The following is a 21,797-nucleotide window of genomic DNA, read 5'->3' on the forward strand; positions in this document are numbered from 1 at the left end:
CCTCCCGCGCCCGCTGCCCGCCTCCCGCGCCCGCCGCTGACGCCTCCCGCGCACGCCGCTGCCCGCCTCCCGCGCCTGCCGCCGAGGCCTTCCGCGCCCCGCCGCGCCCGCTGCCTGCCTGCCTCCCGCGCCCGCCTCCTGCGCCGGCCGCGCCCGTCGCCGGCTGCTCGACCACCATCTCGCCCGCGTGCACGCCCAGCGCGGGCGGGAGATGGTGGTCGGGCGTTCACGTCCCGGACCGGGTGGGCGGTGAGCTGGGCGGGTAGGCTGGTGGATCGGCCTTCCACACCCCGGAGGGCCGGCACCCATACCCCGGACGGTCACGAGCGGGGCCGCCAGACCGGCGGTCGCGACCCGGCCGGGTCCCGTACGCCGGGACGACGGCGAGGAAGCGCAGCCATGATCAGTGTTTTCGACCTCTTCAGCGTCGGTATCGGGCCGTCCAGTTCGCACACGGTGGGGCCGATGCGGGCTGCGCGTACGTTCGTCGGCGGGCTGAAGGCCGACGGGTTGCTCACTGACACGGCGCGGCTGCAGGCCGAGTTGTTCGGTTCGCTGGGTGCCACCGGGCATGGTCACGGCAGTGACCGGGCGGTGCTGCTCGGGTTGGCCGGCGAGTCGCCGGAGACGGTCGACACGGACACGGTTGGTCCTCGGGTCGAGCGGATTCGGGCCGAGCGGCGGATCAACATCCTTGACGCGCACGAGATCGACTTCGACCCGGATCGGGACCTGACGCTGCACCGCCGCCGCTCGCTGCCGTACCACCCGAATGGGATGACCTTCGCGGCCTTCAACGCGGCCGGCGAGGAAGTCAGGAGCCGCACCTACTACTCCGTCGGCGGCGGTTTCGTGGTGGACGAGGCGGCGGCCGGCGCGGACCGGATCAAGCCGGACAGCACGCAGGTGCGGTACCCGTTCCTGACCGGGGCGCAGCTCCTCGACGTGACCACCCGCACCGGTCTGTCGATCAGCGAGGTGATGTTGGCCAACGAGCGTTCCTGGCGCAGCGAGGCGGACATCCGGGCCGGTCTGCTGGAGATCTGGCGGGTGATGCAGGAGTGCGTGCAGCGCGGCTGCGAGCGGGACGGCGTACTCCCTGGTGGGTTGAAGGTTCGGCGGCGCGCGGCGGAGCTGCGGCGTGGCCTGGAGGCGGAGGCCGGGACTGCCGACCCGCTGCACGCGATGGACTGGGTGACGCTGTTCGCGCTGGCGGTCAACGAGGAGAACGCGGCGGGCGGCCGGGTGGTCACCGCGCCGACCAACGGCGCGGCCGGGATCATTCCGGCGGTGCTGCACTACTACACCCGGTTCGTGCCGGGGGCCGATGACGAGGGTGTGCTGCGGTTCCTGCTGACGGCGGGCGCGATCGGTGTGCTGTTCAAGGAGAACGCCTCGATCTCGGGCGCCGAGGTCGGCTGCCAGGGTGAGGTCGGTTCGGCGTGTTCGATGGCGGCGGCGGGGCTGGCTGAGGCGCTCGGTGGCACTCCGGAGCAGGTGGAGAACGCGGCCGAGATCGGGATGGAACACAACCTCGGGTTGACCTGCGACCCGGTGGGTGGCCTGGTGCAGATTCCCTGCATCGAGCGGAACGCGGTGGCTAGCATCAAGGCGATCACGGCCGCCCGGCTGGCGCTGCGCGGCGACGGTGTGCACAAGGTGTCGCTGGACAAGGTCATCAAGACCATGCGGGAGACGGGCGCCGACATGAAGGTCAAGTACAAGGAGACGGCGCGTGGCGGTCTGGCCGTCAACGTGATCGAGTGCTGAGCCCGGTCGATTCGGGGCATTCGTTCACCGACTGCTAACCTGTCGTCCGTTTCAGGAGGCGGGAGGCTGCGGTGACCTCTGGCGTCGCGGCGTTGTGGTCGCACCGCAACTCGCTGCGCATCCTGGTCAGGCGGGATCTGGCGGTCAAGTACCAGCAGTCGGTGCTGGGCTACTTCTGGTCGTTGATCGAGCCGCTCGGCATGGGCGCCATCTACTGGTTCGTCTTCGGGGTGCTCTACTCCCGGGACACCGGTCGGCACCTCGGTGAGGCGGCCGGGTCGTACCCGCTCTTCCTGATCACCGGCATCTTCGCCTGGATGTGGACCAGTTCGGCGCTGAGCGAGGCGACGAACGCGCTGACCGGCCAGTCCCGGCTGATCACCACGATGAACGTGCCGCGTCAGGTCTTTCCGATCGGCCGGGTCACCGGCCGGTTCGCCGAGTACGCGGCCGGCCTGCCGATCCTGATCGCCATCGCGGTGGTCTACGCGGCGCATGGTCGGATCCACCCCGGTTGGTCGCTGCTGTCCCTGCCGCTGGCGGTGGCCGTGCAGGCCGTCCTGCTGACCGGGCTCGCACTGCTGCTGTCTGCCTGGAACGTGTTGATGCGCGACGTGGAACGGTTGATGCGGCTGATCATCCGGGTGCTCTTCTACGCCACGCCGATCATCTATCCGCTCAGCCTGGTCCGGGAGTCTGGCCTGCCGGGCTGGTTGAAGGTGGTGTACGAGCTGAACCCGCTGGTCGGGATCTTCCAGCTGCACCACGCGATCTGGTACCCGGACGAGTTCCCGGACGCCCGGCTGCTCGCCACCACGATCGTCGGCAGCCTGCTGGTGCTGGCCGCCGGTTGGTGGTCGTTCCGCCGGTTGGAGCCCGCCGTGCTCAAGGAGCTCTGACGTGGCCGCGCCGATCATCGAGGCGGACGGCCTGGGGATCCGGTTCGTCCGTAACCGTCGCCGTCAACTGCGGCTGCGTGAGTTGTTCATCCACCGGGGCGCCCGTGGTGCGCTGCCCGGCCAGTTCTGGCCGTTGCGGGACGTGTCGTTCACCGTGCAGCCCGGCGAGACCGTCGGGGTGATCGGGCGCAACGGCACCGGCAAGAGCACCCTGCTGCGGCTGATCGCCGGGGTGCTCATTCCGGATGAGGGCGACATCCGGGTGCACGGCGCGGTGGCGCCGTTGCTGGAGTTGTCGGCCGGTTTCTCCAACGACCTGACCGGGCGGGAGAACCTGCACCTGGTCGGTGGGCTGCACGGACTGTCGACGAGCTACCTGAAGCGGCACTTCGACGAGATCGTCGAGTTCGCCGGCGAGCAGGTGGAACGGGCCATCGACACGTCGGTGCGGCACTACTCGTCGGGGATGAAGGTGCGGCTGGGCTTTGCGATCATTTCGCACCTGCCGCATCCGATCCTGCTGATGGACGAGGTGACCGCGGTCGGGGACGCGGAGTTCCGCAAGAAGTGTTACGCGACGATTGATCGTCTGCTCGGGGAGGGGCGCACCTTGGTGCTCGTGTCACACAACGAAAAGGACCTGACCCGGTTCTGCCGTCGAGGGTTGTATCTCGACGCGGGCCGGTTGACGCTCGACGGCACCATCGCCGAGGCGCTCGACGCCTACCACGCAGCGGTTCCGCGGTGACGCTGGCGATCGTGCTCGCCGCCGGGGCGCCCGCGGCGGGCCTGACCACGGCGACCGGTGAGCCGCTGGCCGATCGACTGGCCGCCCAGTTGCGCGCGGCCGGGGCGGCTGAGGTGCGCTTCGCCGCCAACCTCGACGAGCTGGCCGACCTGGTCGCGGCGGCGACCGTACCCGTGCTGATCACCGGCACGGACCTGGTGGCGCACACCGCCGTGCTGCGGCACCTGGCCACCAGCCCGGTGGGGCCCACGGTGGCGTTGGTGCTCGGCGACCCGCCGGTGCCCGGTCGGGCCGCCGTTCGGGAGGAGCGCGGCCAGGTTGTCGACGCCGGCGCGTTGGACGCCATCGACGGGGACGCCACCGGCGTGTTCGGCGGTGCGCTGCGGGTCGGCGTGGACGACCTGCCGACCCTCGCGGCGGCCGCCCGGGCCGCCGCGTCCGGGATGCTTCCCGTCGCCGCCCCGATCGGCCCGGCCGGCGACGTGGCACCGCTGCCGGCAACCGCCGGGGCCGGTTCCGGGGGGTCGGTCGCGGCCGGTGGACCCGGGTCCGCCGTGGACCGGCTCTTCGCGGGTCTCGCGGGGCTCGGCACCCTGATCTTCGCCCAGCGGGTACGCCTGCTCGTCGCCCACCGGGTCGAGGACACGGCCGGGCTGACCGCTGCCGAGGCGGCGGTGACCGCGGTCGACGAGGACCGCGCCGAGTTGCGGTTGTCGGTGAAGGAGAAGGACGACTTCTTCTCCACCTACTTCGTCAGCACCTGGTCGCCGTACCTGGTCCGGCTGTCGGCGCGGCTCCGGCTCACGCCGACCGGGGTGACGGTGATCTCGGTGCTCTTCGCGCTGGGAGCGGCGGTACTGTTCGGGGTCGGTGGGCGACCCGCGCTGGTCGGTGGCGCGGTGCTGCTCTATCTCGGCTTCGTGCTGGACTGCGTGGACGGTCAGTTGGCCCGCTACACCAGGCACTTCAGCGCCTGGGGCGGCTGGCTGGACACGATGGCCGACCGGGCCAAGGAGTACCTGGTCTACGCCGGGCTGGGCTTCGGGGTGAGCCACGCCGGGCTGGGCAACGGGTGGGCGCTCGCGATCGCCGCGATGACGTTGCAGACGGTCCGGCACATGACCGACACCTGGTATGGGGTGCTGCACGACGAGGCGGCCCGTCGACCGCGTACGGCGACGAACGCCAGCGGCGGGATCGGTGACCGGCTCAACGCGGCGTCGACCCGGGTGCAGGCGGACACCGGGTCGGTGTCGTACTGGCTGAAGCGGACCGTGGTCTTCCCGATCGGTGAGCGGTGGGCGCTGATCGCGTTGACCGTGGCGCTGTTCAACCCGCTGGTCAGCCTGATCGCCGTGCTGGTCTGGGGCGTGCTGGCGTTCGCGTACACCGGGGCGTTGCGGACGCTGCGGGCCCGCTGGATGTGGGTGCCGGTGCTGGACACGGTCGATGCCACCCTGCACCGCGACGATGGGCCGTTGGCCCGCTGGTTGCCGGTGGTCCGCCCGATGGGGCCGCTGACCCTGGCGGTGATCGCCGCGCTCGGCCCGGCGGTGCTGCTGGTCGGGGCGTTGCTGAGTGACGCGCCCGAGGGGCTGCGCTGGGCGGTGCCGGTGGCGCTGCTGGTGCTGCTGGTCGGCGGTCTGGGCGCCGGGGCGGCGCACAACGGCCCGTTGGACTGGCTGGTGCCGGCGGCGTTGCGGGCCGCCGAGTATCTGTTCGCCATCGCGGTCGGGGTGGTCGGTGGGGCGCCCGGCTGGTTGATCTTCGGGTACGTCTTCGTGCTCACCGTGCACCACTACGACCTGACCGCCCGGCTGGAGAAGCGGCAGGCGGCACCGCCGCTGCACGCGGCGACGCTGGGCTGGGAGGGGCGTTCGGTGCTGGTGGCCCTCGCGGCGATCGCCGGTATTGCGGGTGTCGGTCTGGCTACACTCGGTGCGTACCTTCTCGTGGTTTTCGTGGTGAGCGTCGTCCTGGCCTGGTTCGTGCGACCGGCCCGTAGCGCGCGGGCGTCGGTCGCGCCGGCGGGCGCTGGAGGTGCCGCGCCGCGCTGACGGAGGGCGGCCGGATGACCCTGATCAGCTTCGTGGTGCCGGCTTTCCGGGTGCAGGGATACCTGCGGGAATGTCTGGACTCCATCCTCGGTCAGCCGGAGACCGACATCGAGGTGATCGCCGTCGACGACTGCTCGCCGGACGCCAGTGGCGACATCATCGACGAGTACGCGGCCCGCGACCAGCGGGTCCGCTCGGTGCGGTTGCCGGAGAACGTCGGCCTCGGTCCGGCCCGGAACATCGGGCTGGACCGGGCCGTCGGCGAGTACGTGTGGTTCCTCGACGGCGACGACTGGCTGGCGCCGGAGTGTCTGATCGAGGTCGCCGAACGGTTGCGGGTCACCCGTCCGGACGTCCTGCTGGTCGATCACGTCCGCACCCACTGGAACAACACCGCCACCCGCAGCGCGATGGCGGAGGTGTTTCCGGAGTCGCCGGGCTCGGGCACCTTCCGGTTGCGGGACCGGCCGCAGGCGATGCACCTGCTGCACACCGCGTGGAACCGGCTGGTCCGGCGGGATTTCCTCGTCGACCTGGGGCTGCGCTTCGCGCCCGGCTGGTACGAGGATGTCTCGTTCAGCTACCCGGTGCTGATGGCCGCGCGGCGGATCGGCGTCCTGGACCGGGTCTGCGTCAACTACCGCCAGCGGCGGGCCGGCGCGATCACCCGGACCCGGGGTGACCGGCACTTCGAGGTCTTCCCGCAGTGGCACCGGGTCTTCCATCTGATGGATTCGTGGGGGCCGGCGACCGAGGCCCTGCGGCCGGTGGTCTTCGAACGGATGATCTGGCACTACCTGACGGTGCTGGGCAACGGCCAACGGATCGCGCCGGAGCTGCGGGAGGCGTTCTTCGCGCAGATCACCGCCGACTACGAGCGCTGGCTGCCGCCCGGCGGCTATCCGGTGCCGGACGGGGTCGAGGGGATCAAACACAAGCTCGTCGCCACCGGCCGGTGGCGTACCTTCAGCGCGTTGCGGGCGGCCAGCCGGGCCCGCGACGCCGCCCGCCGGCGGGCCCGCACCGCCCGGCGCAAGGTCGGCCCGGTCGCCCGGCGAGGTGCCCGGTCTACCCGCGACCGGCTGCTGCGCGAGTACTACCGGGCCGAGTTGCGGCGGCCGATCGACTCGACTCTCGCGGTGTACGCGGCGTACTGGTATCGGGGTTACTCCTGCAACCCGGCGGCCATCTACGAGGTCGCCCGCCGGTTGGCGCCTGGGGTGCGCGGGGTGTGGATCGTGCGCCGGGACCGGGTGGACGCCGTGCCGGCCGGGGTGGAGTACGTGGTCGCTGGCACGCCGGCGTACTACCGGGTGCTCGCCCGAGCCCGGTGGCTGGTCAACAACGTCAACTTTCCGGACTTCGTCCGCAAGCGACCGGAACAGGTGCACGTGCAGACCCACCACGGCACGCCGGTCAAGGTGATGGGGCTGGATCAGCAGCGCTACCCGATCGGCGCGGGTCGGATGGACTTCGCGGGGTTGCTGCGCCGGGTGGACCGTTGGGACTACAGCGTCAGCGCCAACAGCTTCTCCACCCAGATGTGGGACCGGGCGTACCCGGCCACGTACACGACGCTGGAGGTGGGGTACCCGCGCAACGACCGCCTGGTCACGGCCGGCCCTGACGAGGTGCGCCGACTCCGCGCGGAGTTCGGCCTCGACCCCGACGAGCAGGTCGTCCTGTACGCCCCGACGCACCGCGAGCACCTGCCCGGCTACCGGCCGCCATTCGACCCGGACCGCTTCGTCCAAGCGCTGGGTGGTTCGGGTCGGTTGCTGATGCGCAGCCACTACTTCCACGACCGGGATCGACGTCCCGGTCAGCCGAAGGACTGGGAGCGGGTTCGCGACGTCAGCGGCCATCAGCGGGTGGAGGATCTCTACCTGGTGGCGGACGTGCTGCTCACCGACTATTCGTCGGCCATGTTCGATTACGCGGTGCTGGACCGGCCGATCGTGCTCTACACCCCGGACTGGGAGGCGTACCGGCTGGCCCGGGGGGTCTACTTCGACGTCACTGCCGAACCGCCGGGCGCGGTGGCCGCCACCTTCGCCGATCTGCTCGACCTGTTCCGCACCGACGCGGTGCGCTCGGACGCGGCGACCAAGGCGCGCGCGCATTTCCGGGCCCGTTTCTGCACGATGGACGACGGGCGGGCGGCGGAGCGGGTGGTGCGCCAGGTGTTCCTCGGGGAGCCGGGCGAGCGGTCGACCAGCTGTTGATCGGGCTTCTGTCGCTTAATAGCAGCGACATCGATTGAACATAAGACGTTTACCCGATGTCCTAAATCCATGATGCTGGTCACAGTCTTGGGGGGTTCGGCCGACGCGCGCTGGGGGGGAAGACGGTGAGCACCGTCACGCTCAAGGATGTGACCAAGGTTTTCCGGGATGGCACGCTTGCCGTTGACAACATCAATCTCGATGTCAACGACGGCGAGTTCATGGTGCTGCTTGGGCCGTCCGGGTGCGGCAAGTCGACAGTGCTGCGAATGATCGCCGGGTTGGAAGATCCCACCACCGGTGTGGTCATGCTCGACGGCGAGTTGGCGAACGACCTCCCCCCACGGGACCGCAAGATCGCCATGGTCTTCCAGGACTTCGCTCTCTACCCGCACATGACAGTTGGCGACAACATCGCGTTTCCGCTGCGGCTGGCCGGGATCGAGCCCGAGCCGAGGGGTGAGCGGGTCAGTGACGTGGCGAGCGCGCTGGGCATCGGTGACGTGCTGGCCCGCAAGCCCGGTCAGCTCTCCGGCGGGCAGCGGCAGCGGGTGGCGATGGGTCGGGCGATCGTCCGCCGACCCGGCCTGTTCCTGATGGACGAGCCACTGTCCAACCTGGACAGCGGTCTCCGGGCCGAGCTGCGTGCGGAGATCTCGGGCCTGACCCGTGAGCTGGGCGTCACCACCGTCTACGTCACGCACGACCAGGCTGAGGCGCTCACCATGGCCGACCGGGTGGCCATCATGCGCCGCGGCGTGCTCCAGGATGTGGGCACACCGACCCAGGTGTACGGCAGGCCGGCGACGCTCTACGTCGCGGCGTTCCTGGGCAGCCCACGGATGAACCTGCTGGAGGCGTCGGTCTACGTCCACCTTGACCGGTACGTCACGCTCAACCTCGGTGACCAGTCGCTCTACCTGCCCTGGAACGACATCCGCAGTCGGGCGGTGGCGCACTACCACGGTGAGCGGATCGTGGTCGGCATGCGGGCCGAGGCGCTCACCCCGGTCGCTCCGGACAGCCCCGGCGACGTGCTGCGCGGGCGGATCCGCTACCTGGAGCACCACGGGCACGAGTCGTTGGCGTTCCTCGACATCGGCGCCACCGCGATCATGGTCGACGAGATGGGCGCGCCGCTCGAGACGCCGCCGGTCGGCCAGCGTGGCCTTCGCCGGTTCGGCTCGGTGATGCAGCGGCTCACCGGTAAGCCGGTGGAGCCGCAGGAGCCCACTGTCGGTGGCGTCCAGACCAGCGTGCTCCCCGACCCGGGTCGGCACCACCGACGCCCGGCGGAGCTGGCGGTGCGGCTGGCGCCGTACCCGGCGGTCAGTGCCGGTCACCCGCTGGCCGTCTCGGTGCGGATGGATGCGCTGCACTTCTTCGACGAGCGTGGCGACCGGATCGACGTTGGTTGGCGCTGACGACGCGCCGGAGCGGGGTGGCGGGCTCGCCACCCGATGTCCTACCGTCTGCCCACCCAGTCCGCTGTGAAAGACCATCGAGAGGGGTCCACCCGTGTCGGGTGACCGTCCCAGCCCGCTCGTCATCGAGCGCATCCTGCGCGATCGCGAGGGCATCTGGCAGCAGATCGTGGCCGAGCGTGACCTCAACGCCCTGACCGGGCGGATGCTGACCAGCTCCGCCATCGCGTTGGCCTGCTACGGGGCGGTGCTGGGCTTCTTCCACAGCCCGCTGATGGCGCTGACCTCGGCGCTGAAGCTGCCACTGCTGTTCCTGGTCACGTTGGCCATCTGCCTGCCCACGCTCTACCTGTTCAACCTGGTCTTCGGCGCCCGGCTCTCGGTGCGGCAGTCGTTGGCGCTGGTGATGGTGGCGATCACGGTCACCTCGATGCTCGCGGTGGCGTTCGCGCCGATCAGCCTCTTCTTCCTGATCACCGCCAACGACTACGGGTTCTTCAAGCTGCTCAACGTGGCGATCCTGACCCTGTCGGCGCTTGTCGGGTTGCGCTTCCTGACCGGCGGCATGCAGGTGCTCAACGACCACGGCCTGCTCGCGCCGGAGGCTGCCAAAGCCACGGTCAACGAGCAGGTCACCGCACCGGCGCCGGTCCAGGCCGTGCCGGCCGCGGTGCCCGCCGGGGCGACGCCGGTCGCCGCTCCGGTCGCGGTGCCCGCCGCAGCGACGCCGGTCGCCGTGCCGGCCGGGGCCGCGGTGGCTGAGTCGACGTCGAACGGTGCGGTGACCACCGCGCCGGCTCCGGTGCCCGGGCAGCCGGCCGGTGCTTCGTTCCCGCCCGGCTACGGGCCGCAGCGCCCATGGGACGGCCGTCCGGTCCGCCGCGCCGAGCCGACCCAGCGTCCGGCCAGCATGACCCTGCTCTACATCTGGATCCTGCTGTTCGGTTTTGTCGGCACCCAACTGGCCTGGACGCTGCGGCCGTTCTTCGGCGACCCGGGCCAGGACTTCGCCTTCTTCCGCAGCATCGATGGCAACTTCTACGCCGAGATCCTGCGCACCATCGCCAACCTCTGAGCGTGTTCTCGGCGGCGAAATTGCTGGTTGCCGGCCTCGTTACCGGTTAGTAACGTCAGGCCATGACTATCGACTCCCGCCAGGTGGTGGCCGGCATGCTGGAAGCGGTGCCGTTCGCTCGTACGCTCGGTCTTGAGTTCGTCGAGGTGGCCCCCGAGGCGGCCGGGGGCGTGCGGGCAGTCGTCCGGCTGCCCGACTCGCCGGCCACCCACAACCACATCGGCGGTCCACACGCCGGCGCCATGTTCACCCTCGGCGAGACGGCCTCCGGCGCGGTCGTGCTGGCCGCCTTCGGGCAGCTGTTCGACCGGGCCGTGCCGTTGGCCGTTCGGGCCGAGATCGCCTACCGGAAAGTCGCCATGGGTCCGGTGCTGGCCACCGCGCGACTCGGTCGACCGGCCGCCGAGGTGATCGAGGAGTTGGAGGCCGGGCGACGGCCGGAATTCCCGGTCGCGGTGGAAATCGCCACCGAGGACGGCAAGCCGACCTCGGAGCTGACCGTGATCTGGACGCTGCGACCGAACTGAAACGCCTCGGGGCAGCCGAAACGGGTTTGCGGGCCCAACAGGGTGGATAGATTCGTAGCGTGCTGGGCCTACCTGCTCACGTGACCGCCTGTCTCTTCGATCTGGACGGTGTGCTGACGCAGACCGCCCGCGTACACAACGCCGCCTGGAAGCAGACGTTCGACGAGTTTCTTCGCCAGCGCGCCACGGTCTCCGGCGAGCCGTTCCAACCATTCGACCCGGGCCCCGACTACAACCGCTACGTCGACGGCCGACCCCGGGCCGACGGCGTCCGGTCGTTTCTCGCCTCCCGGGGGATCGTGCTGCCCGAAGGCGGGCCGGACGACCCGCCGGAGGCCGACACCGTCAACGGCCTGGGCAACCGCAAGAACGTCCTGCTGCTGCAACGGCTGCGCAGCGCTGGCGTCGAGGTCTACCCGGGCTCGGTGCGGTATCTGAAGGCGGCGGCAGCCGCCGGCCTCCACCGGGCCGTGGTCACCGCGAGCGCGAACGGGGGTGAGGTGGTCGCCGCCGCCGGATTCGAGTCGCTGCTGCAGGCCCGGGTCGACGGGCTGGTTGCCCGCGCCGAGGGGCTGCGCGGCAAACCACACCCCGACACCTTCCTCGCCGGGGCCAGGCTGCTCGGCGTCGACCCGACGCAGGCCGCCGTCTTCGAGGACGCGCTCTCCGGGGTGGCCGCCGGCCGCGCCGGCGGCTTCGGCTACGTGGTCGGCGTCGACCGGGTCGGGCAGGCGGACGAGCTGCTCGCCCACGGCGCCGACGTCGTGGTGAAGGACCTCGCCGACCTGCTCGACGTCGCCGAACCCCCGGCGCCGACCCGCACCGCGACCGACCCTCTCGCCGCCCGACGAGGCTCCGCATGATTCGTGAGCGCGCCTACCCGGTCGAGCCGTGGCATGTCCGGGAGATCCGGCTGGACATGGACGTGCTGGCCCAGTCGGAGTCGGTCTTCGCGCTCTCCAACGGGCACGTCGGTCTGCGGGGCAACCTCGACGAGGGCGAGCCGCACGGCCTGCCCGGCACCTACCTCAACTCGTTCTACGAGCTGCGTCCGTTGCCCTACGCGGAGGCGGGCTACGGCTTCCCCGAGTCCGGGCAGACCATCGTCAACGTCACCAACGGCAAACTGATCCGGCTGCTGGTCGACGACGAGCCGCTCGACGTGCGCTACGGAGAGCTGCTCGCCCACGAACGGATCCTCGACCTGCGGGCCGGCACCCTGCACCGGGAGCTGCACTGGCGCTCGCCCGCCGGCCGGGAGGTCAAGGTCCGCAGCACCCGTCTCGTCTCGTTCACCCAGCGTTCCGTGGCCGCCATCAGCTACGAGGTGGAGGCCGTCGACGGCCCGCTGCGGCTGATCGTGCAGTCCGAGTTGGTGGCGAACGAATCGCTGCCCGCGCAGAGCAAGGACCCCCGGGTCGCGGCGGTGCTGGAGTCGCCACTGCAGGCCGAGGAGGAGCTGACCACCCCCGACGGCGGTCAGCTGATCCACCGCACCAAGGTCTCCGGTCTGCGGGTCGCCGCCGCCATGGAGCACGAGGTGCACGGCCCGGACCACACCACGATCGAGTCCGAGGGATACCAGGACTGGGTGCGCACCACCATCGCCTGCGTGCTCAAGCCCGGCGAGAAGCTGCGGGTGATCAAGTATCTGACGTACGGCTGGTCGAGTCGCCGGTCCCTGCCGGCACTGCGCGACCAGGTCGGAGCGGCGTTGGCCGGCGCCCGGCTCGACGGGTGGGACGGGCTCCACCGGGAGCAGCGCAACTATCTCGACGCGTTCTGGGACGCCTCAGACGTGCTGGTCGAGGGTGACCCGGAGGTGCAGCAGGCGGTCCGCTTCGGCCTCTTCCACGTGTTGCAGGCCGGCGCGCGCGCCGAGCAACGGCCGATCTCGGCGAAGGGATTGACCGGCCCCGGTTACGACGGCCACGCCTTCTGGGACACCGAGATGTTCGTCCTTCCGGTGCTCACGTACACCCAGCCGACCGCGGTGCGCAGCGCGTTGCAGTGGCGGCACAGCACACTGGATTCGGCGCGGGAACGTGCCGAGACGCTCAACCTGCGGGGTGCCGCCTTCCCCTGGCGGACCATCGAAGGCCCGGAATCGTCCGGATACTGGCCGGCCGGCACGGCAGCCTTCCACATCGCCGCCGACATCGCCGACGCCGTGCGCCGCTACGTGATGGTCACCGGGGACACCCAGATGGAACGCGAGATCGGGCTGGAGCTGCTGGTGGAGACCGCCCGGCTGTGGCGCTCGGTCGGCCACCACGACCGGCACGGGCGGTTCCACATCGATGGTGTCACCGGCCCGGACGAGTACACCGCCGTGAAGAACGACAACATCTACACCAATCTGATGGCGCAGCGGAACCTGCTCGCCGCCGCCGACGCGGTCATGCGTTACCGGGACGAGGCGTTCCACCTCGGGGTCACCGACGAGGAGGCCGCGAGCTGGCGGGACGCCGGCACCTCCATGCACGTGCCGTACGACGAGGAGCTCGGCGTCCACCAGCAGGTGGAGAACTTCACCCGATTCGAGGAATGGGACTTCACGCACACACCGGCGGAGAAGTACCCGTTGCTGCTGCACTACCCGTACTTCGAGTTGTACCGCAAGCAGGTGGTGAAGCAGGCCGACCTGGTCCTCGCCATGCACTGGCGGGGGGACGCCTTCACCCCCGAGGAGAAGGTACGCAACTTCCTCTACTACGAGCGTCGCACCGTACGCGACTCGTCGTTGTCGGCCTGCACCCAGTCGGTGCTCGCCGCGGAGGTGGGCCACCCCGAACTCGCGCACACCTACCTGCGTGAGGCCGCGCTGATGGACCTGCACGACCTCAACGAGAACACCCGCGACGGCGTGCACATGGCGTCGTTGGCCGGCGCGTGGCTCGCCCTGGTCGGCGGGTTCGGAGGTCTGCGGGACCACGACGGGGAGCTGTCCTTCGCCCCCCGGCTCTCCAGCCGACTCAGCCGGTTGGAGTTCTCCCTGCAGTGGCGGGGGCTGGCGCTGCGGGTGGATGTCCGACCGCACCAGACGACGTACTCGCTGCGCCACGGCGGCCCGGACGACGTGGTGGAGCTGCGCCACCACGACCAGGTGCTGCGGGTGACCTGCGACGAGCCGGTGACGGTGCCGGTGCCGCCGGCCGAGCCGTCCGGCCCTCCGCCCGAGCAGCCACCGGGCCGGTCTCCGCTGCTGCGGTTGCCCGAGCCCGAACAGTGACGGGCGGGGCGGGAACCTTCCCGCCCCGCCCGCCGGGCCCGGTGAATCAGACCGGCTCGCCGGGCCTGGTGAATCAGACCGGCTCGCCGGTCGACGGGCGCCCGATCGCATCCCGGGGGGCCGCCGCCTTCGGGTCGTCGGGCAACCGGGCCGACGCGGCCTGGTCTCCGAAATCCTGGTCCCCGAAGTCCTGATTGCGCTCCGCGTCCTGTTCCCGCTGGGCCTGCTCGGTCAGCTGCTGCTGCCGGGAGATCTGCTGCTTGGCCATGGCGATCCTCGCGATCCGTCGGGGCGCGGTTGCGCCGATCACGGTCTGCGGTCGCTCGTCGCGTACCCGACGCCCCACCCGGCAAACGCGCTCCCGGCGGCCTGCCCACGGCCCCCGGGTGACACCGGCGTCGTCGGCGTGCGTGGCGCGCGGCGGGCGGGGTACCCGGACCATTGCCGAGCACCGGAGGTGGGGCATGGACGATCAGCAGCGCACGGTGACAGTTCCGATCGGGGACGTCCAGCTCCCCGCCGACCTGATGCTGCCCGCCCAGCCGGACGGCGTGGTGCTGTTCGCGCACGGCAGCGGCAGTTCCCGGCACAGCCCGCGCAACGTGGCGGTGGCCAAAACGCTCAACGACCGAGGGCTCGGCACCGTGCTGGCGGATCTGCTCACCCCGGTCGAGGACGAGTTGGACGCGCGAACCGCCGACCTGCGCTTCGACATCGGGCTGCTGGCCAGCCGGCTGGCCGGGATCGTCGACTGGCTCGCCACCGAGCGTCCGGCCGGTGACGTGCCGATCGGCCTGTTCGGGGCCAGTACGGGGGCTGCCGCTGCCCTGGTCGCGGCGTCGTCCCGCGCCGATCGGGTGACCGCCGTCGTCAGCCGAGGTGGTCGGCCGGACCTGGCAGAAGACGCGCTGACCCAGGTGCGCACCCCGACGTTGTTGTTGGTGGGCGGGCTGGACGAAGAGGTGATCGCGCTCAACGAGCAGGCGCTGGCCGAGTTGGGGGAGGTTGCCGAGATGCGGGTGATCCCCGGCGCCACCCATCTCTTCGAGGAACCCGGCACCCTTGAGCAGGTCGCCGACCAGGCTGGGACCTGGTTCGCCACGCACCTCGGTCGATGATCAGTCAGTGGGTAGGAGGGCCGAGGCCGAGCGGCGCTGTTGGACGGTGTCGATGACGCGCCAGAGGACGGCGGTTATCGGGACGCTGACGAAGGCGCCAGCGATCCCCGCGATCAGCGTGCCCGCGGTGACCGCCACCAGGATCACCGCCGGATGCAGTCGGACCTGCCGCTTCATGACCAGCGGCTCCAGCAGGTTGCCCTCGATCTGCTGGACGGCGATCACGGCCGCGAGGGTGAGCAACGCGGTGGTGGGACCGTTCGCGGCCAGTGCCACCAGCACCGCCACCGCACCGGCCACCGTCGCCCCGATGATCGGCACGAACCCGCCGAGGAACGTGATCAACGCCAGTGGCAGGGCGAGTGGCACCCGCAGCACAACGAGCGCCAACCCGATGCCCAGCGCGTCGATAGCGGCGATGAACATCGTGCCCCGGCTGTACGCGCCCAACGTCTGCCAACCGGCCCGGCCGGCCTCGGCCAGCACGGGCTGGTTGGGGCCGGACACCCGCGACAGCACCCAGTGCCACATCGACCGGCCATCCTTGAGCAGGAAGAAGAGCAGCACCAGAGCCAGCAGCGAGGAGCCGAACACCTCCGTGGCGGTCCGGGCGCCGGCCACCGGGTCCGGAGAGCTGCCACTGAGCCCCTGCCGGGCTTGGTCGACCAGCCGGTCCAGCTGTGCCTCGCTGACCGGCAGGGTGGACGTCACGAAGTCGCGGCTGCGTTCGACCCCCTGCGTCAGCTCCTGGCTGAGCTGATCGAACTGGCTGGCGGTCAGGTTCCACACCAGCGCGCCAACGCCGACCAGGATGCCGAGCAGCAGCAGTACGGTGCAGAGCGCGGCCAGCGCGGCCGGCAGGCGCAACCGGCGCAGCAGAAGCAGGACCGGATCGAGCAACGCGGTGAGGAAGATGGTGGCGGCCAGCGCGATGGCCAGCGGTGCCAACAGGACGGCGATCCGGCCCAGCAGATAGAGCCCGGCGGCGATCACCACCAGGCAGGCGCTCCACAACACCGCGGTTCGGACCAGCCAGGGCAACGCCGCCCAGGTCTGGCGCGGCCCGGGGCCGCCTGTCGATCCGGGTCCCTCTGCGGCCATGTCGGTCCTCCTCGATGTCGACGAGGTCGGTACCCGGTCGGTCGTACCCCGACACCCCGAATGGCGGGCCGTCGCCCGCGCGGATCGTACGCCGGCAGCAGTGTCGCGGGTAGGGGTTCGCGAATCGCCACCGGAACGACGGCGTTTGCGCTGTCCGGCCGAGGGAACGCGCAAGGGACGGACCGGACTGAGGGGGAACGCCGTGGGTGACTTCATGGACAAGGCCAAGAACTTCGCGGACAAGCACGACAAGCAGGTCGACCAGGGCGCGCAGAAGGCCGGCGACATGGCCGACAAGCGCACCGGAGGCAAGTACGGCGATCAGATCGACAAGGGCGTGGACCAGGCCCAGGCGCGTACCGGTGAGGGCGACCAGGTGCGCTGATCCGCCAGCCCCACCCGGGTCGCCGAGCCCTCGGCGACCCGGGAGTGGGCTCGGCCCGAACGGTGGGGTCAGGGCTGGTGCTTGTCGCGTAGCTCGTCCATCGAGGTGGGTCGGCCGCTCAGCGCGTCGCGCAGCCGGTCGACCAGACCGATGCCGGGGGCGAGCAGCTTGTTCGCCGCCGGGTGCTGCGGGCTTCCCGGATGGGGCCGGGTCGGCCCTGTCTCCTTGAGCGCCGTCACCTTGGCAGCCACCTCGACCAGCTCCTCCCGGGCCGTCGCCGCGCGCAGCCGCGGAAAGAGCTCCTTCTCCTCCTCCGTCACATGGCGTTGGACGGTGCTGGTCAGCTGGGCGACCAGTTCGTCGAAACGGGGGTCGGACGGGTCGGTGGAGTCCAACTCCTGCATGGTCCGCTCGGCGTCGGCGTGTTCCGCGATCGCGCGGTCGGCGATCTCGTTGCCGTCGGGCAGTGCCTTGCGGGCGATCGGGTACACATACGTCTCCTCGGCGACCGAGTGACGGACGAGTTCGGCGATCACCACGTCGGCGAGGTGCCGGCGGTGCTCGGGAGCGCCCTGCCGGGTCGCCAGGTCGACGAGGACTGCCTCGATCGCACGATGGTCGGAGACCAGGATGTCGACGGCATCGTGGTCGTCGTCGGTCGGTGAGTTGGTCATGTCACGGCCCCTTACCGGTTGCGGGTCGGTGGGAGGAAGTGCGGCTCTGGTACCCCCACGGGGCTGGGCAAACCTACGGTTGACGATGTGTTCGACGGTGTCGTTGGGGCTGGCGGGCGCGGTGGTGCCCGGCCGCCAAGATTGCCGCGCCGTTGCCTGGGTAACCGCCGCCATGGCCGAGGACCGCCCACCCGAGGACCGCCGACAGCGGCTCGATGAGACCGCCGAGCGGACGGTTCGGCGGATGCGGCACCGTGGTGGCCAGGCCAGCCGGATCCGAGCCCGGCAGTGGGAGGTCACGCTGGTGATCTCCATCCAGGCCGGGTTGGCCGCGGCGATCGCCGCCCTGCTCGCCAAGAACCTGCTCGGCCAGGGATCGCACGTCTTCGCCCCCGCCGCCGCCGTCGGTACGATCGCCACCGCAATCGGGCAGCGGGCTCGGCGCACCTTTGAGCTGTTGGGCGGCGTGGCCCTGGGCATCGTCATCGGCGACACGCTGCGATTCCTGCTCGGCTCGGGCCCGTGGCAGACCGGCGTGGTGGTCGCGCTGGCCATCGCCGCCGCGTTGCTGGTGGCTGGGAAGGGTGGTCCGCTGGTCGGTCAGGCCGGTGGTACGGCCGTGCTGATCGCCACGCTGGCCCCGATGGAAAGTGGCCTGGAGGTGCCCCGGATCTTCGACGCGCTCGTCGGCGGGGCGGTCGGCCTGGTGGTGGTCGCGCTGTTGTTGCCGATCAACCCGATGCGAGTGCTGGACCGGGCCGCCGCACCGATCTTCGAGATCCTCTGCGAGCAACTCGCTGAGCTGGCGCAGGCGGTAAGCGAGCGCGACGGCGCCCGGACCATGGGCGTCCTGGAGCGGCTCCGCGGCACCGAGGACGACCTGGGCCGCTTGCACGACGCGCTGAGCGGGGCCGAGGAGGTCGTGACGATCGCACCCGTGCGCTGGCACCGCCGGCAGCAGTACCACCGCTACGCCCGCAGCGCGGCCAACCTGGAACGGTTGTTGCTAGACAGCCGTGCCATGGCCCGCTGGTCGAGCACCGCCCTGCAGTACGACGAGCCGATTCCGCCGGAGCTGCCGGACGCGATGCGCCGGTTGGGTCAGGCGGTGACGGTGATGCGTACGGAGTGCAGGAGCGGCGACGACCCCCGGGGCACCCGCCGGCTCATCGAGCAGTGCGCCGAGTTGGCCGGGCAGGCGTCCGCGCGCGGGGTCAGCTCGTTCGGCGAATCCCTCGTCACCGGCCTACGTACCGCGGCCAGCGACCTGCTCCGGGCAGCCGGTTGTGAACCGGACGACGCCAATCGGATCGTGCGCCGGGCGGCCGGTGCCGGTGAGGCGGAGATCCACCCGCCGGTCCGGCGACAGATGCACCGGGCCCGACCAACGCGAGCCGCCCGGGCCCGTCGCCGCGCGCACCTCGCCGCCCGGACCCGTAACGACGGTCGGGCCGGCCTCCCCGCACGGGAGAGGCCGGCCCGGTGAACCGTCACGGTCAGGAGGAGTAGCCGCGTTCGGCGATCCAGTTGGCGACCTTCGGCAGGCTCATCCAGTACTCGCCCACCGCCGGGTCGGCCGGGTCGGCGACCCGGATCGTGTCACCACCGTCGCGGTAGCCGACCAGGGTCAGGTAGTGGCCGCCCTCGTACGAGTGCGGGTTGCCGTCGGTGTCCACGGTCGTGCCCTTGATGTTGGCCACCACCGGCCGGCCGGCGTCCACCGCGGCCAGCACGTCCCGGCGCAACTGCTCGACCTGGTCCGGGCGGGCCACCGAATCACGGATCTCGGTGGTCCGGTACTTGCCGCCGGTCAGTTCGTTCAGCACCCGCGTGGTGTCCAGGGCCGAGGGGGTACCCGCCTCGGTGGTGCCGAGCAGTCGGGCCACCTCGTCCTGGGAGAGCGCCTTGCCCTGGGCGGACAGCGCGATCCGGGTCGCGGCCGGGCCGCAGTAGTAGAAGTTTGGCTGGGCCTGGTAGTCGACGCCGAGGATCCGCTCGGCGTGCCGGTCAGTCTGGTTCGACGCAGCCGGGGCAGCCGGCGCGGCCGCTGCCGGGGCGGCCTGTGCGGCCACCGCCGGTCCGAGGGCGCAGCCGCCGGCGACGAGCAGGCCGACGACGGACAGACCGCTCTTCTGGACGATCGGGTTCATTGTCGAGTCTCCGTTCGGGGGTTGGCGCCTCCGACGAGCGGAGGACGGCAGCACCGGGAATGGCGCTCGGCGCAACACGGGGGCCGACCATCGGTGGTCTCGGCCCGGGGCGTACCGAGGGCGTAACCGCTCTGCTCCACCGAGAATTCCGCCGGATGCGGGCGCGCGGGATCGCGCGGCTTCCCGGCCCGGCCCGAACCCGTCATCGGGGACGCGCGGTCAGCTCACAGGCTCCCCAGCAGCCGGGTCACGGTGATCTCGATGACCACACGTTCCGGATTCGGGCGCGGTGTCCGATACCGCTCGGCGTACCGCCGCTCCGCCTCCGCCACGGCTGCCGGATCCGACCGCAGCACGGCGCGACCCTCGACGGTCAACCAGCGGCGGCCATCCACGTGGCACACGGCCACCGCCGCGCCTGCCGCGCCGGCTGCCGCCACCTGACGGGCCTTCTGGGAGGTGCCGGAGGTGATGACTCGGGCCAGCCCGGCCGCCGGGTCGAGGGTCACCCCGACCGGTACGACGTGTGGGGTGCCGTCCGTGCGCAGGGTGGTCAGCGTCGCGAGGTGACGTTCGGCGCAAAAGGCGACAACCCGCTCATCGTGCATGTCCAACCGGTGATCGCCCGCCATACCCGCCCCTGTCCCCGAACCGACCTCGATCATGGCACGCGGCGGCGTGCCCGACCCTGGCTCGGCGGGGCGTCCGGCTGACCGGGCAGCTGGCGACCCGTCGCCCGACGTTGGTGCACCAGCCGGGTCAGGTAGAGCAACGCGGCGGCCAGGACCCCCATGTCATCCAGGTAGATCGGGTCCGGCAGCACGTCGACCGGGAAGATCGTGTAGATCAGCGCCCCGTAGAAGGCGAACTTGCCGCCCGCGCCGAGCCCGGTCAGCAGTCGGCGGGTGCGCACCACCCGTACCGCCAGCACCACGGCACCGACCAGTGTGGCGAGCGCCAGGATGCCGGCGACCACCACGAGGACCCACGCCTGTCGGGACATGCCGTCACGCTAACCCACCCGACGCCGCAGGGCTCAGAACGCGGGCACCGTCGCCCGGCCGCGGGCGGCCACCTTGTTCTCCCGGGTCTGCTCGACGTTCTCCCGGGTCTGCGCGCCCAACGGCCAGGCGACCTCGCTCAGCGGCAGCACCGACGCCGACTCGGCGACCCGTCGTCCCGTCGCCGCGTGCGCCTCCTCACGCAGGCTGCGAGCCGCGGCCACCGCCAACTCCGCCGCCCGCCACGCGGCCTGCTCCCGCTCGCGGGCCACGGCATGCTTGGCCGCCAGATTGTCCCGGATCGCCCGCTGGAGCACCAGCTCCTGCTCGACCGGGTGCAGTCGCGGGTCCCAGCCGTCACGGTGCGCGAAGATGTCGCTGAGCTGCTCCACCGACAGTTCCCGCCGCCAGTACGCGTCCAGGGCCGCTCGGTGCAGGTAGCGCTCGCGGTCGGCGTACTCGGCGGGAGTCCGTGCGGTGTGCGGCAGCGGCATCGCGGCCGCCGCGTCGAGCCGCCGCACGCCGGCCTCGGCCGCCTCGTACGCCAGCCAGGCCGCCTCGACCTCCTCCTGCGCGGCCACCCACTCCGCCCGGCGACGACGCACCGTGGTGGTCGCCCGTTCCGCGGCCACCGCGACCTCCTGCGCGTAGCGGCTCTGCTCCCGCTCCTCCTGCACCTGCTCCAGTTGGCTCGGCATGGCCGCGCGGCGGATCCGGGCGCCCGGGTCGAAGCGGAGCCGGCCGGGTCGGAGCAGGAGCACAGAGACGGCGACAGCGACCACGCCGAGCAGGCTCAGCCAGATGACGACGGCTCGGGAGAGGTCTGGCAGGACGGCGGAAAGGATGGTTTGCATGATCAGCACCTCGCGGTCGAAGGCGGGTATCGACGGGCGGCAGGAGGGCACGGCGGCGCCGGTCGGCCCGGTGGCGGGATCGTCCCGTCGACGGCCACCTCAGGTGCCGTACGGGATCAGCCGGGATCGGGCCCCGGGGATTGCCGGGCCTGGCTCAGCGGGCGGGCGGGCCGCGGCGCGCGGGAGTGCCACGGCCGGGATCGATGGCCGGGGTGTGCAACGGGCCCGCCGCGACCGGACCGGTCGCCGTGGCGGTATCGGCGCTGGCGGTATCGAGCGGGCCGGCCGGCGAGGCGACAGCGGGCTGGCTGGCCCGATCGATGGCCGGGCCGGCGTCGGGGCGGACACTCGTCACCCGACTGCTCACGGCACTGGGTCGCAGCTGCGTGGGGGCGGGCGGTGGGGTCGCGGCGAGAGCGGCACCGAGGCCGACCGCGAGCACCAGCGCGGTGACCGCCAGGCGGGTCAGTTCCCGCAGTGACCGCAGCACAGCCCGCCGGGCTGGGCGGACAGACGCTGCGGACGACACCCGACCAACCTATCGCCCGTCCTGGCGT

Annotated in this window: 21 protein-coding genes; 13 read left to right on the top strand and 8 right to left on the bottom strand. The window is 71.3% G+C overall.

The window, feature by feature from the left end:
* Positions 1 to 399 precede the first annotated feature (399 nt).
* The 10 genes from V6U86_RS26260 to V6U86_RS26305 all read left to right on the top strand — a co-directional run bounded on the left by V6U86_RS26260 (position 400) and on the right by V6U86_RS26305 (position 13,957).
* On the top strand, positions 400 to 1,770 hold the full coding sequence (locus V6U86_RS26260; protein WP_334507639.1) for an L-serine ammonia-lyase: 1,371 nt from the start codon (positions 400 to 402) through the stop codon (positions 1,768 to 1,770).
* A 71-nt stretch (positions 1,771 to 1,841) separates the two neighbouring features.
* Positions 1,842 to 2,669 (top strand): ABC transporter permease, encoded by an 828-nt coding sequence (locus V6U86_RS26265; RefSeq protein ID WP_334507641.1) that lies wholly within the window; start codon positions 1,842 to 1,844, stop codon positions 2,667 to 2,669.
* A gap of 1 nt (position 2,670) precedes the next feature.
* Complete coding sequence (locus tag V6U86_RS26270; protein WP_334507643.1) at positions 2,671 to 3,417, top strand: ABC transporter ATP-binding protein; 747 nt, start codon at positions 2,671 to 2,673, stop codon at positions 3,415 to 3,417.
* Positions 3,414 to 5,474, top strand: a complete 2,061-nt coding sequence (locus tag V6U86_RS26275; RefSeq protein ID WP_442935012.1) for a DUF5941 domain-containing protein — start codon at positions 3,414 to 3,416, stop codon at positions 5,472 to 5,474. Before V6U86_RS26270 ends, V6U86_RS26275 begins: the two co-directional genes overlap by 4 nt.
* 14 nt (positions 5,475 to 5,488) lie before the next feature.
* Positions 5,489 to 7,699 carry a bifunctional glycosyltransferase/CDP-glycerol:glycerophosphate glycerophosphotransferase gene (locus V6U86_RS26280; RefSeq protein WP_334507645.1) on the top strand — a complete coding sequence of 737 codons (2,211 nt, stop codon included), beginning with the start codon at positions 5,489 to 5,491 and terminating at the stop codon, positions 7,697 to 7,699.
* Positions 7,700 to 7,824: 125 nt separating this feature from the next.
* The gene (locus V6U86_RS26285; protein WP_334507647.1) at positions 7,825 to 9,123 is read left to right on the top strand and encodes an ABC transporter ATP-binding protein; all 1,299 of its coding nucleotides are present in this window, start codon (positions 7,825 to 7,827) and stop codon (positions 9,121 to 9,123) included.
* 94 nt (positions 9,124 to 9,217) lie between these two features.
* On the top strand, positions 9,218 to 10,198 hold the full coding sequence (locus tag V6U86_RS26290) for a hypothetical protein (protein ID WP_334507649.1): 981 nt from the start codon (positions 9,218 to 9,220) through the stop codon (positions 10,196 to 10,198).
* A 62-nt stretch (positions 10,199 to 10,260) separates the two neighbouring features.
* A complete protein-coding gene (locus tag V6U86_RS26295) occupies positions 10,261 to 10,725 on the top strand; it encodes a DUF4442 domain-containing protein (RefSeq protein ID WP_334507651.1) in 465 nt (154 codons plus the stop codon).
* 59 nt (positions 10,726 to 10,784) lie between these two features.
* A complete protein-coding gene (locus V6U86_RS26300) occupies positions 10,785 to 11,588 on the top strand; it encodes an HAD family hydrolase (protein WP_334507652.1) in 804 nt (267 codons plus the stop codon).
* The gene (locus V6U86_RS26305) at positions 11,585 to 13,957 is read left to right on the top strand and encodes a glycoside hydrolase family 65 protein (protein ID WP_334507654.1); all 2,373 of its coding nucleotides are present in this window, start codon (positions 11,585 to 11,587) and stop codon (positions 13,955 to 13,957) included. The genes V6U86_RS26300 and V6U86_RS26305 overlap by 4 nt, the downstream gene beginning before the upstream one ends.
* 73 nt (positions 13,958 to 14,030) lie before the next feature.
* Here V6U86_RS26305 and V6U86_RS33450 read toward each other — a convergent pair whose 3' ends face one another.
* A complete protein-coding gene (locus tag V6U86_RS33450; RefSeq protein ID WP_442935013.1) occupies positions 14,031 to 14,399 on the bottom strand; it encodes a hypothetical protein in 369 nt (122 codons plus the stop codon).
* Between the two features lie 22 nt (positions 14,400 to 14,421).
* Between V6U86_RS33450 and V6U86_RS26315 the strand changes: the two genes are divergently transcribed.
* Positions 14,422 to 15,075, top strand: coding sequence for a dienelactone hydrolase family protein (locus V6U86_RS26315; protein WP_334507655.1), 654 nt, complete (start codon positions 14,422 to 14,424; stop codon positions 15,073 to 15,075).
* Here V6U86_RS26315 and V6U86_RS26320 read toward each other — a convergent pair whose 3' ends face one another.
* The gene (locus V6U86_RS26320) at positions 15,076 to 16,176 is read right to left on the bottom strand and encodes an AI-2E family transporter (RefSeq protein ID WP_334507657.1); all 1,101 of its coding nucleotides are present in this window, start codon (positions 16,174 to 16,176) and stop codon (positions 15,076 to 15,078) included.
* 214 nt (positions 16,177 to 16,390) lie between these two features.
* On the opposite strand from V6U86_RS26320, the gene V6U86_RS26325 reads away from it, so the two are divergent.
* On the top strand, positions 16,391 to 16,561 hold the full coding sequence (locus V6U86_RS26325; RefSeq protein WP_442935014.1) for an antitoxin: 171 nt from the start codon (positions 16,391 to 16,393) through the stop codon (positions 16,559 to 16,561).
* 68 nt (positions 16,562 to 16,629) lie between these two features.
* On the opposite strand, the gene V6U86_RS26330 is transcribed toward V6U86_RS26325, so the two are convergent.
* Positions 16,630 to 17,235, bottom strand: coding sequence for a hemerythrin domain-containing protein (locus tag V6U86_RS26330; protein ID WP_334507662.1), 606 nt, complete (start codon positions 17,233 to 17,235; stop codon positions 16,630 to 16,632).
* A 172-nt stretch (positions 17,236 to 17,407) separates the two neighbouring features.
* On the opposite strand from V6U86_RS26330, the gene V6U86_RS26335 reads away from it, so the two are divergent.
* The gene (locus V6U86_RS26335) at positions 17,408 to 18,721 is read left to right on the top strand and encodes an FUSC family protein (RefSeq protein ID WP_334507664.1); all 1,314 of its coding nucleotides are present in this window, start codon (positions 17,408 to 17,410) and stop codon (positions 18,719 to 18,721) included.
* Between the two features lie 10 nt (positions 18,722 to 18,731).
* Here the strand turns inward: V6U86_RS26335 and V6U86_RS26340 are convergent, their stop codons facing one another.
* The 5 genes from V6U86_RS26340 to V6U86_RS26360 all read right to left on the bottom strand — a co-directional run bounded on the left by V6U86_RS26340 (position 18,732) and on the right by V6U86_RS26360 (position 21,769).
* Positions 18,732 to 19,385 (bottom strand): C39 family peptidase, encoded by a 654-nt coding sequence (locus V6U86_RS26340; protein WP_334507666.1) that lies wholly within the window; start codon positions 19,383 to 19,385, stop codon positions 18,732 to 18,734.
* A gap of 224 nt (positions 19,386 to 19,609) precedes the next feature.
* Positions 19,610 to 20,017 (bottom strand): pyridoxamine 5'-phosphate oxidase family protein, encoded by a 408-nt coding sequence (locus V6U86_RS26345; protein WP_334507668.1) that lies wholly within the window; start codon positions 20,015 to 20,017, stop codon positions 19,610 to 19,612.
* 29 nt (positions 20,018 to 20,046) lie between these two features.
* On the bottom strand, positions 20,047 to 20,388 hold the full coding sequence (locus V6U86_RS26350) for a YkvA family protein (protein ID WP_334507671.1): 342 nt from the start codon (positions 20,386 to 20,388) through the stop codon (positions 20,047 to 20,049).
* 33 nt (positions 20,389 to 20,421) lie between these two features.
* Positions 20,422 to 21,240 (bottom strand): hypothetical protein, encoded by an 819-nt coding sequence (locus V6U86_RS26355; protein WP_334507674.1) that lies wholly within the window; start codon positions 21,238 to 21,240, stop codon positions 20,422 to 20,424.
* Between the two features lie 154 nt (positions 21,241 to 21,394).
* A complete protein-coding gene (locus V6U86_RS26360) occupies positions 21,395 to 21,769 on the bottom strand; it encodes a hypothetical protein (RefSeq protein ID WP_334507676.1) in 375 nt (124 codons plus the stop codon).
* Between the last annotated feature and the right edge of the window lie 28 nt (positions 21,770 to 21,797).

This window comes from Micromonospora sp. CPCC 205558 (genome assembly GCF_036902955.1).
Lineage (GTDB): Bacteria > Actinomycetota > Actinomycetes > Mycobacteriales > Micromonosporaceae > Micromonospora.

Bases quoted from the DNA above. Each gene is read 5' to 3' on its own strand.
- V6U86_RS26355 (WP_334507674.1), bottom strand. From the start codon at position 21,240: ATGCAAACCATCCTTTCCGCCGTCCTGCCAGACCTCTCCCGAGCCGTC.
- V6U86_RS26345 (WP_334507668.1), bottom strand. From the start codon at position 20,017: ATGGCGGGCGATCACCGGTTGGACATGCACGATGAGCGGGTTGTCGCC.
- V6U86_RS26280 (WP_334507645.1), top strand. From the start codon at position 5,489: ATGACCCTGATCAGCTTCGTGGTGCCGGCTTTCCGGGTGCAGGGATAC.
- V6U86_RS26315 (WP_334507655.1), top strand. From the start codon at position 14,422: ATGGACGATCAGCAGCGCACGGTGACAGTTCCGATCGGGGACGTCCAG.
- V6U86_RS26320 (WP_334507657.1), bottom strand. From the start codon at position 16,176: ATGGCCGCAGAGGGACCCGGATCGACAGGCGGCCCCGGGCCGCGCCAG.
- V6U86_RS26350 (WP_334507671.1), bottom strand. From the start codon at position 20,388: ATGTCCCGACAGGCGTGGGTCCTCGTGGTGGTCGCCGGCATCCTGGCG.
- V6U86_RS26340 (WP_334507666.1), bottom strand. From the start codon at position 19,385: ATGAACCCGATCGTCCAGAAGAGCGGTCTGTCCGTCGTCGGCCTGCTC.
- V6U86_RS26335 (WP_334507664.1), top strand. From the start codon at position 17,408: ATGGCCGAGGACCGCCCACCCGAGGACCGCCGACAGCGGCTCGATGAG.
- V6U86_RS26260 (WP_334507639.1), top strand. From the start codon at position 400: ATGATCAGTGTTTTCGACCTCTTCAGCGTCGGTATCGGGCCGTCCAGT.
- V6U86_RS26330 (WP_334507662.1), bottom strand. From the start codon at position 17,235: ATGACCAACTCACCGACCGACGACGACCACGATGCCGTCGACATCCTG.
- V6U86_RS26295 (WP_334507651.1), top strand. From the start codon at position 10,261: ATGACTATCGACTCCCGCCAGGTGGTGGCCGGCATGCTGGAAGCGGTG.
- V6U86_RS33450 (WP_442935013.1), bottom strand. From the start codon at position 14,399: ATGGTCCGGGTACCCCGCCCGCCGCGCGCCACGCACGCCGACGACGCC.
- V6U86_RS26325 (WP_442935014.1), top strand. From the start codon at position 16,391: ATGGACAAGGCCAAGAACTTCGCGGACAAGCACGACAAGCAGGTCGAC.
- V6U86_RS26305 (WP_334507654.1), top strand. From the start codon at position 11,585: ATGATTCGTGAGCGCGCCTACCCGGTCGAGCCGTGGCATGTCCGGGAG.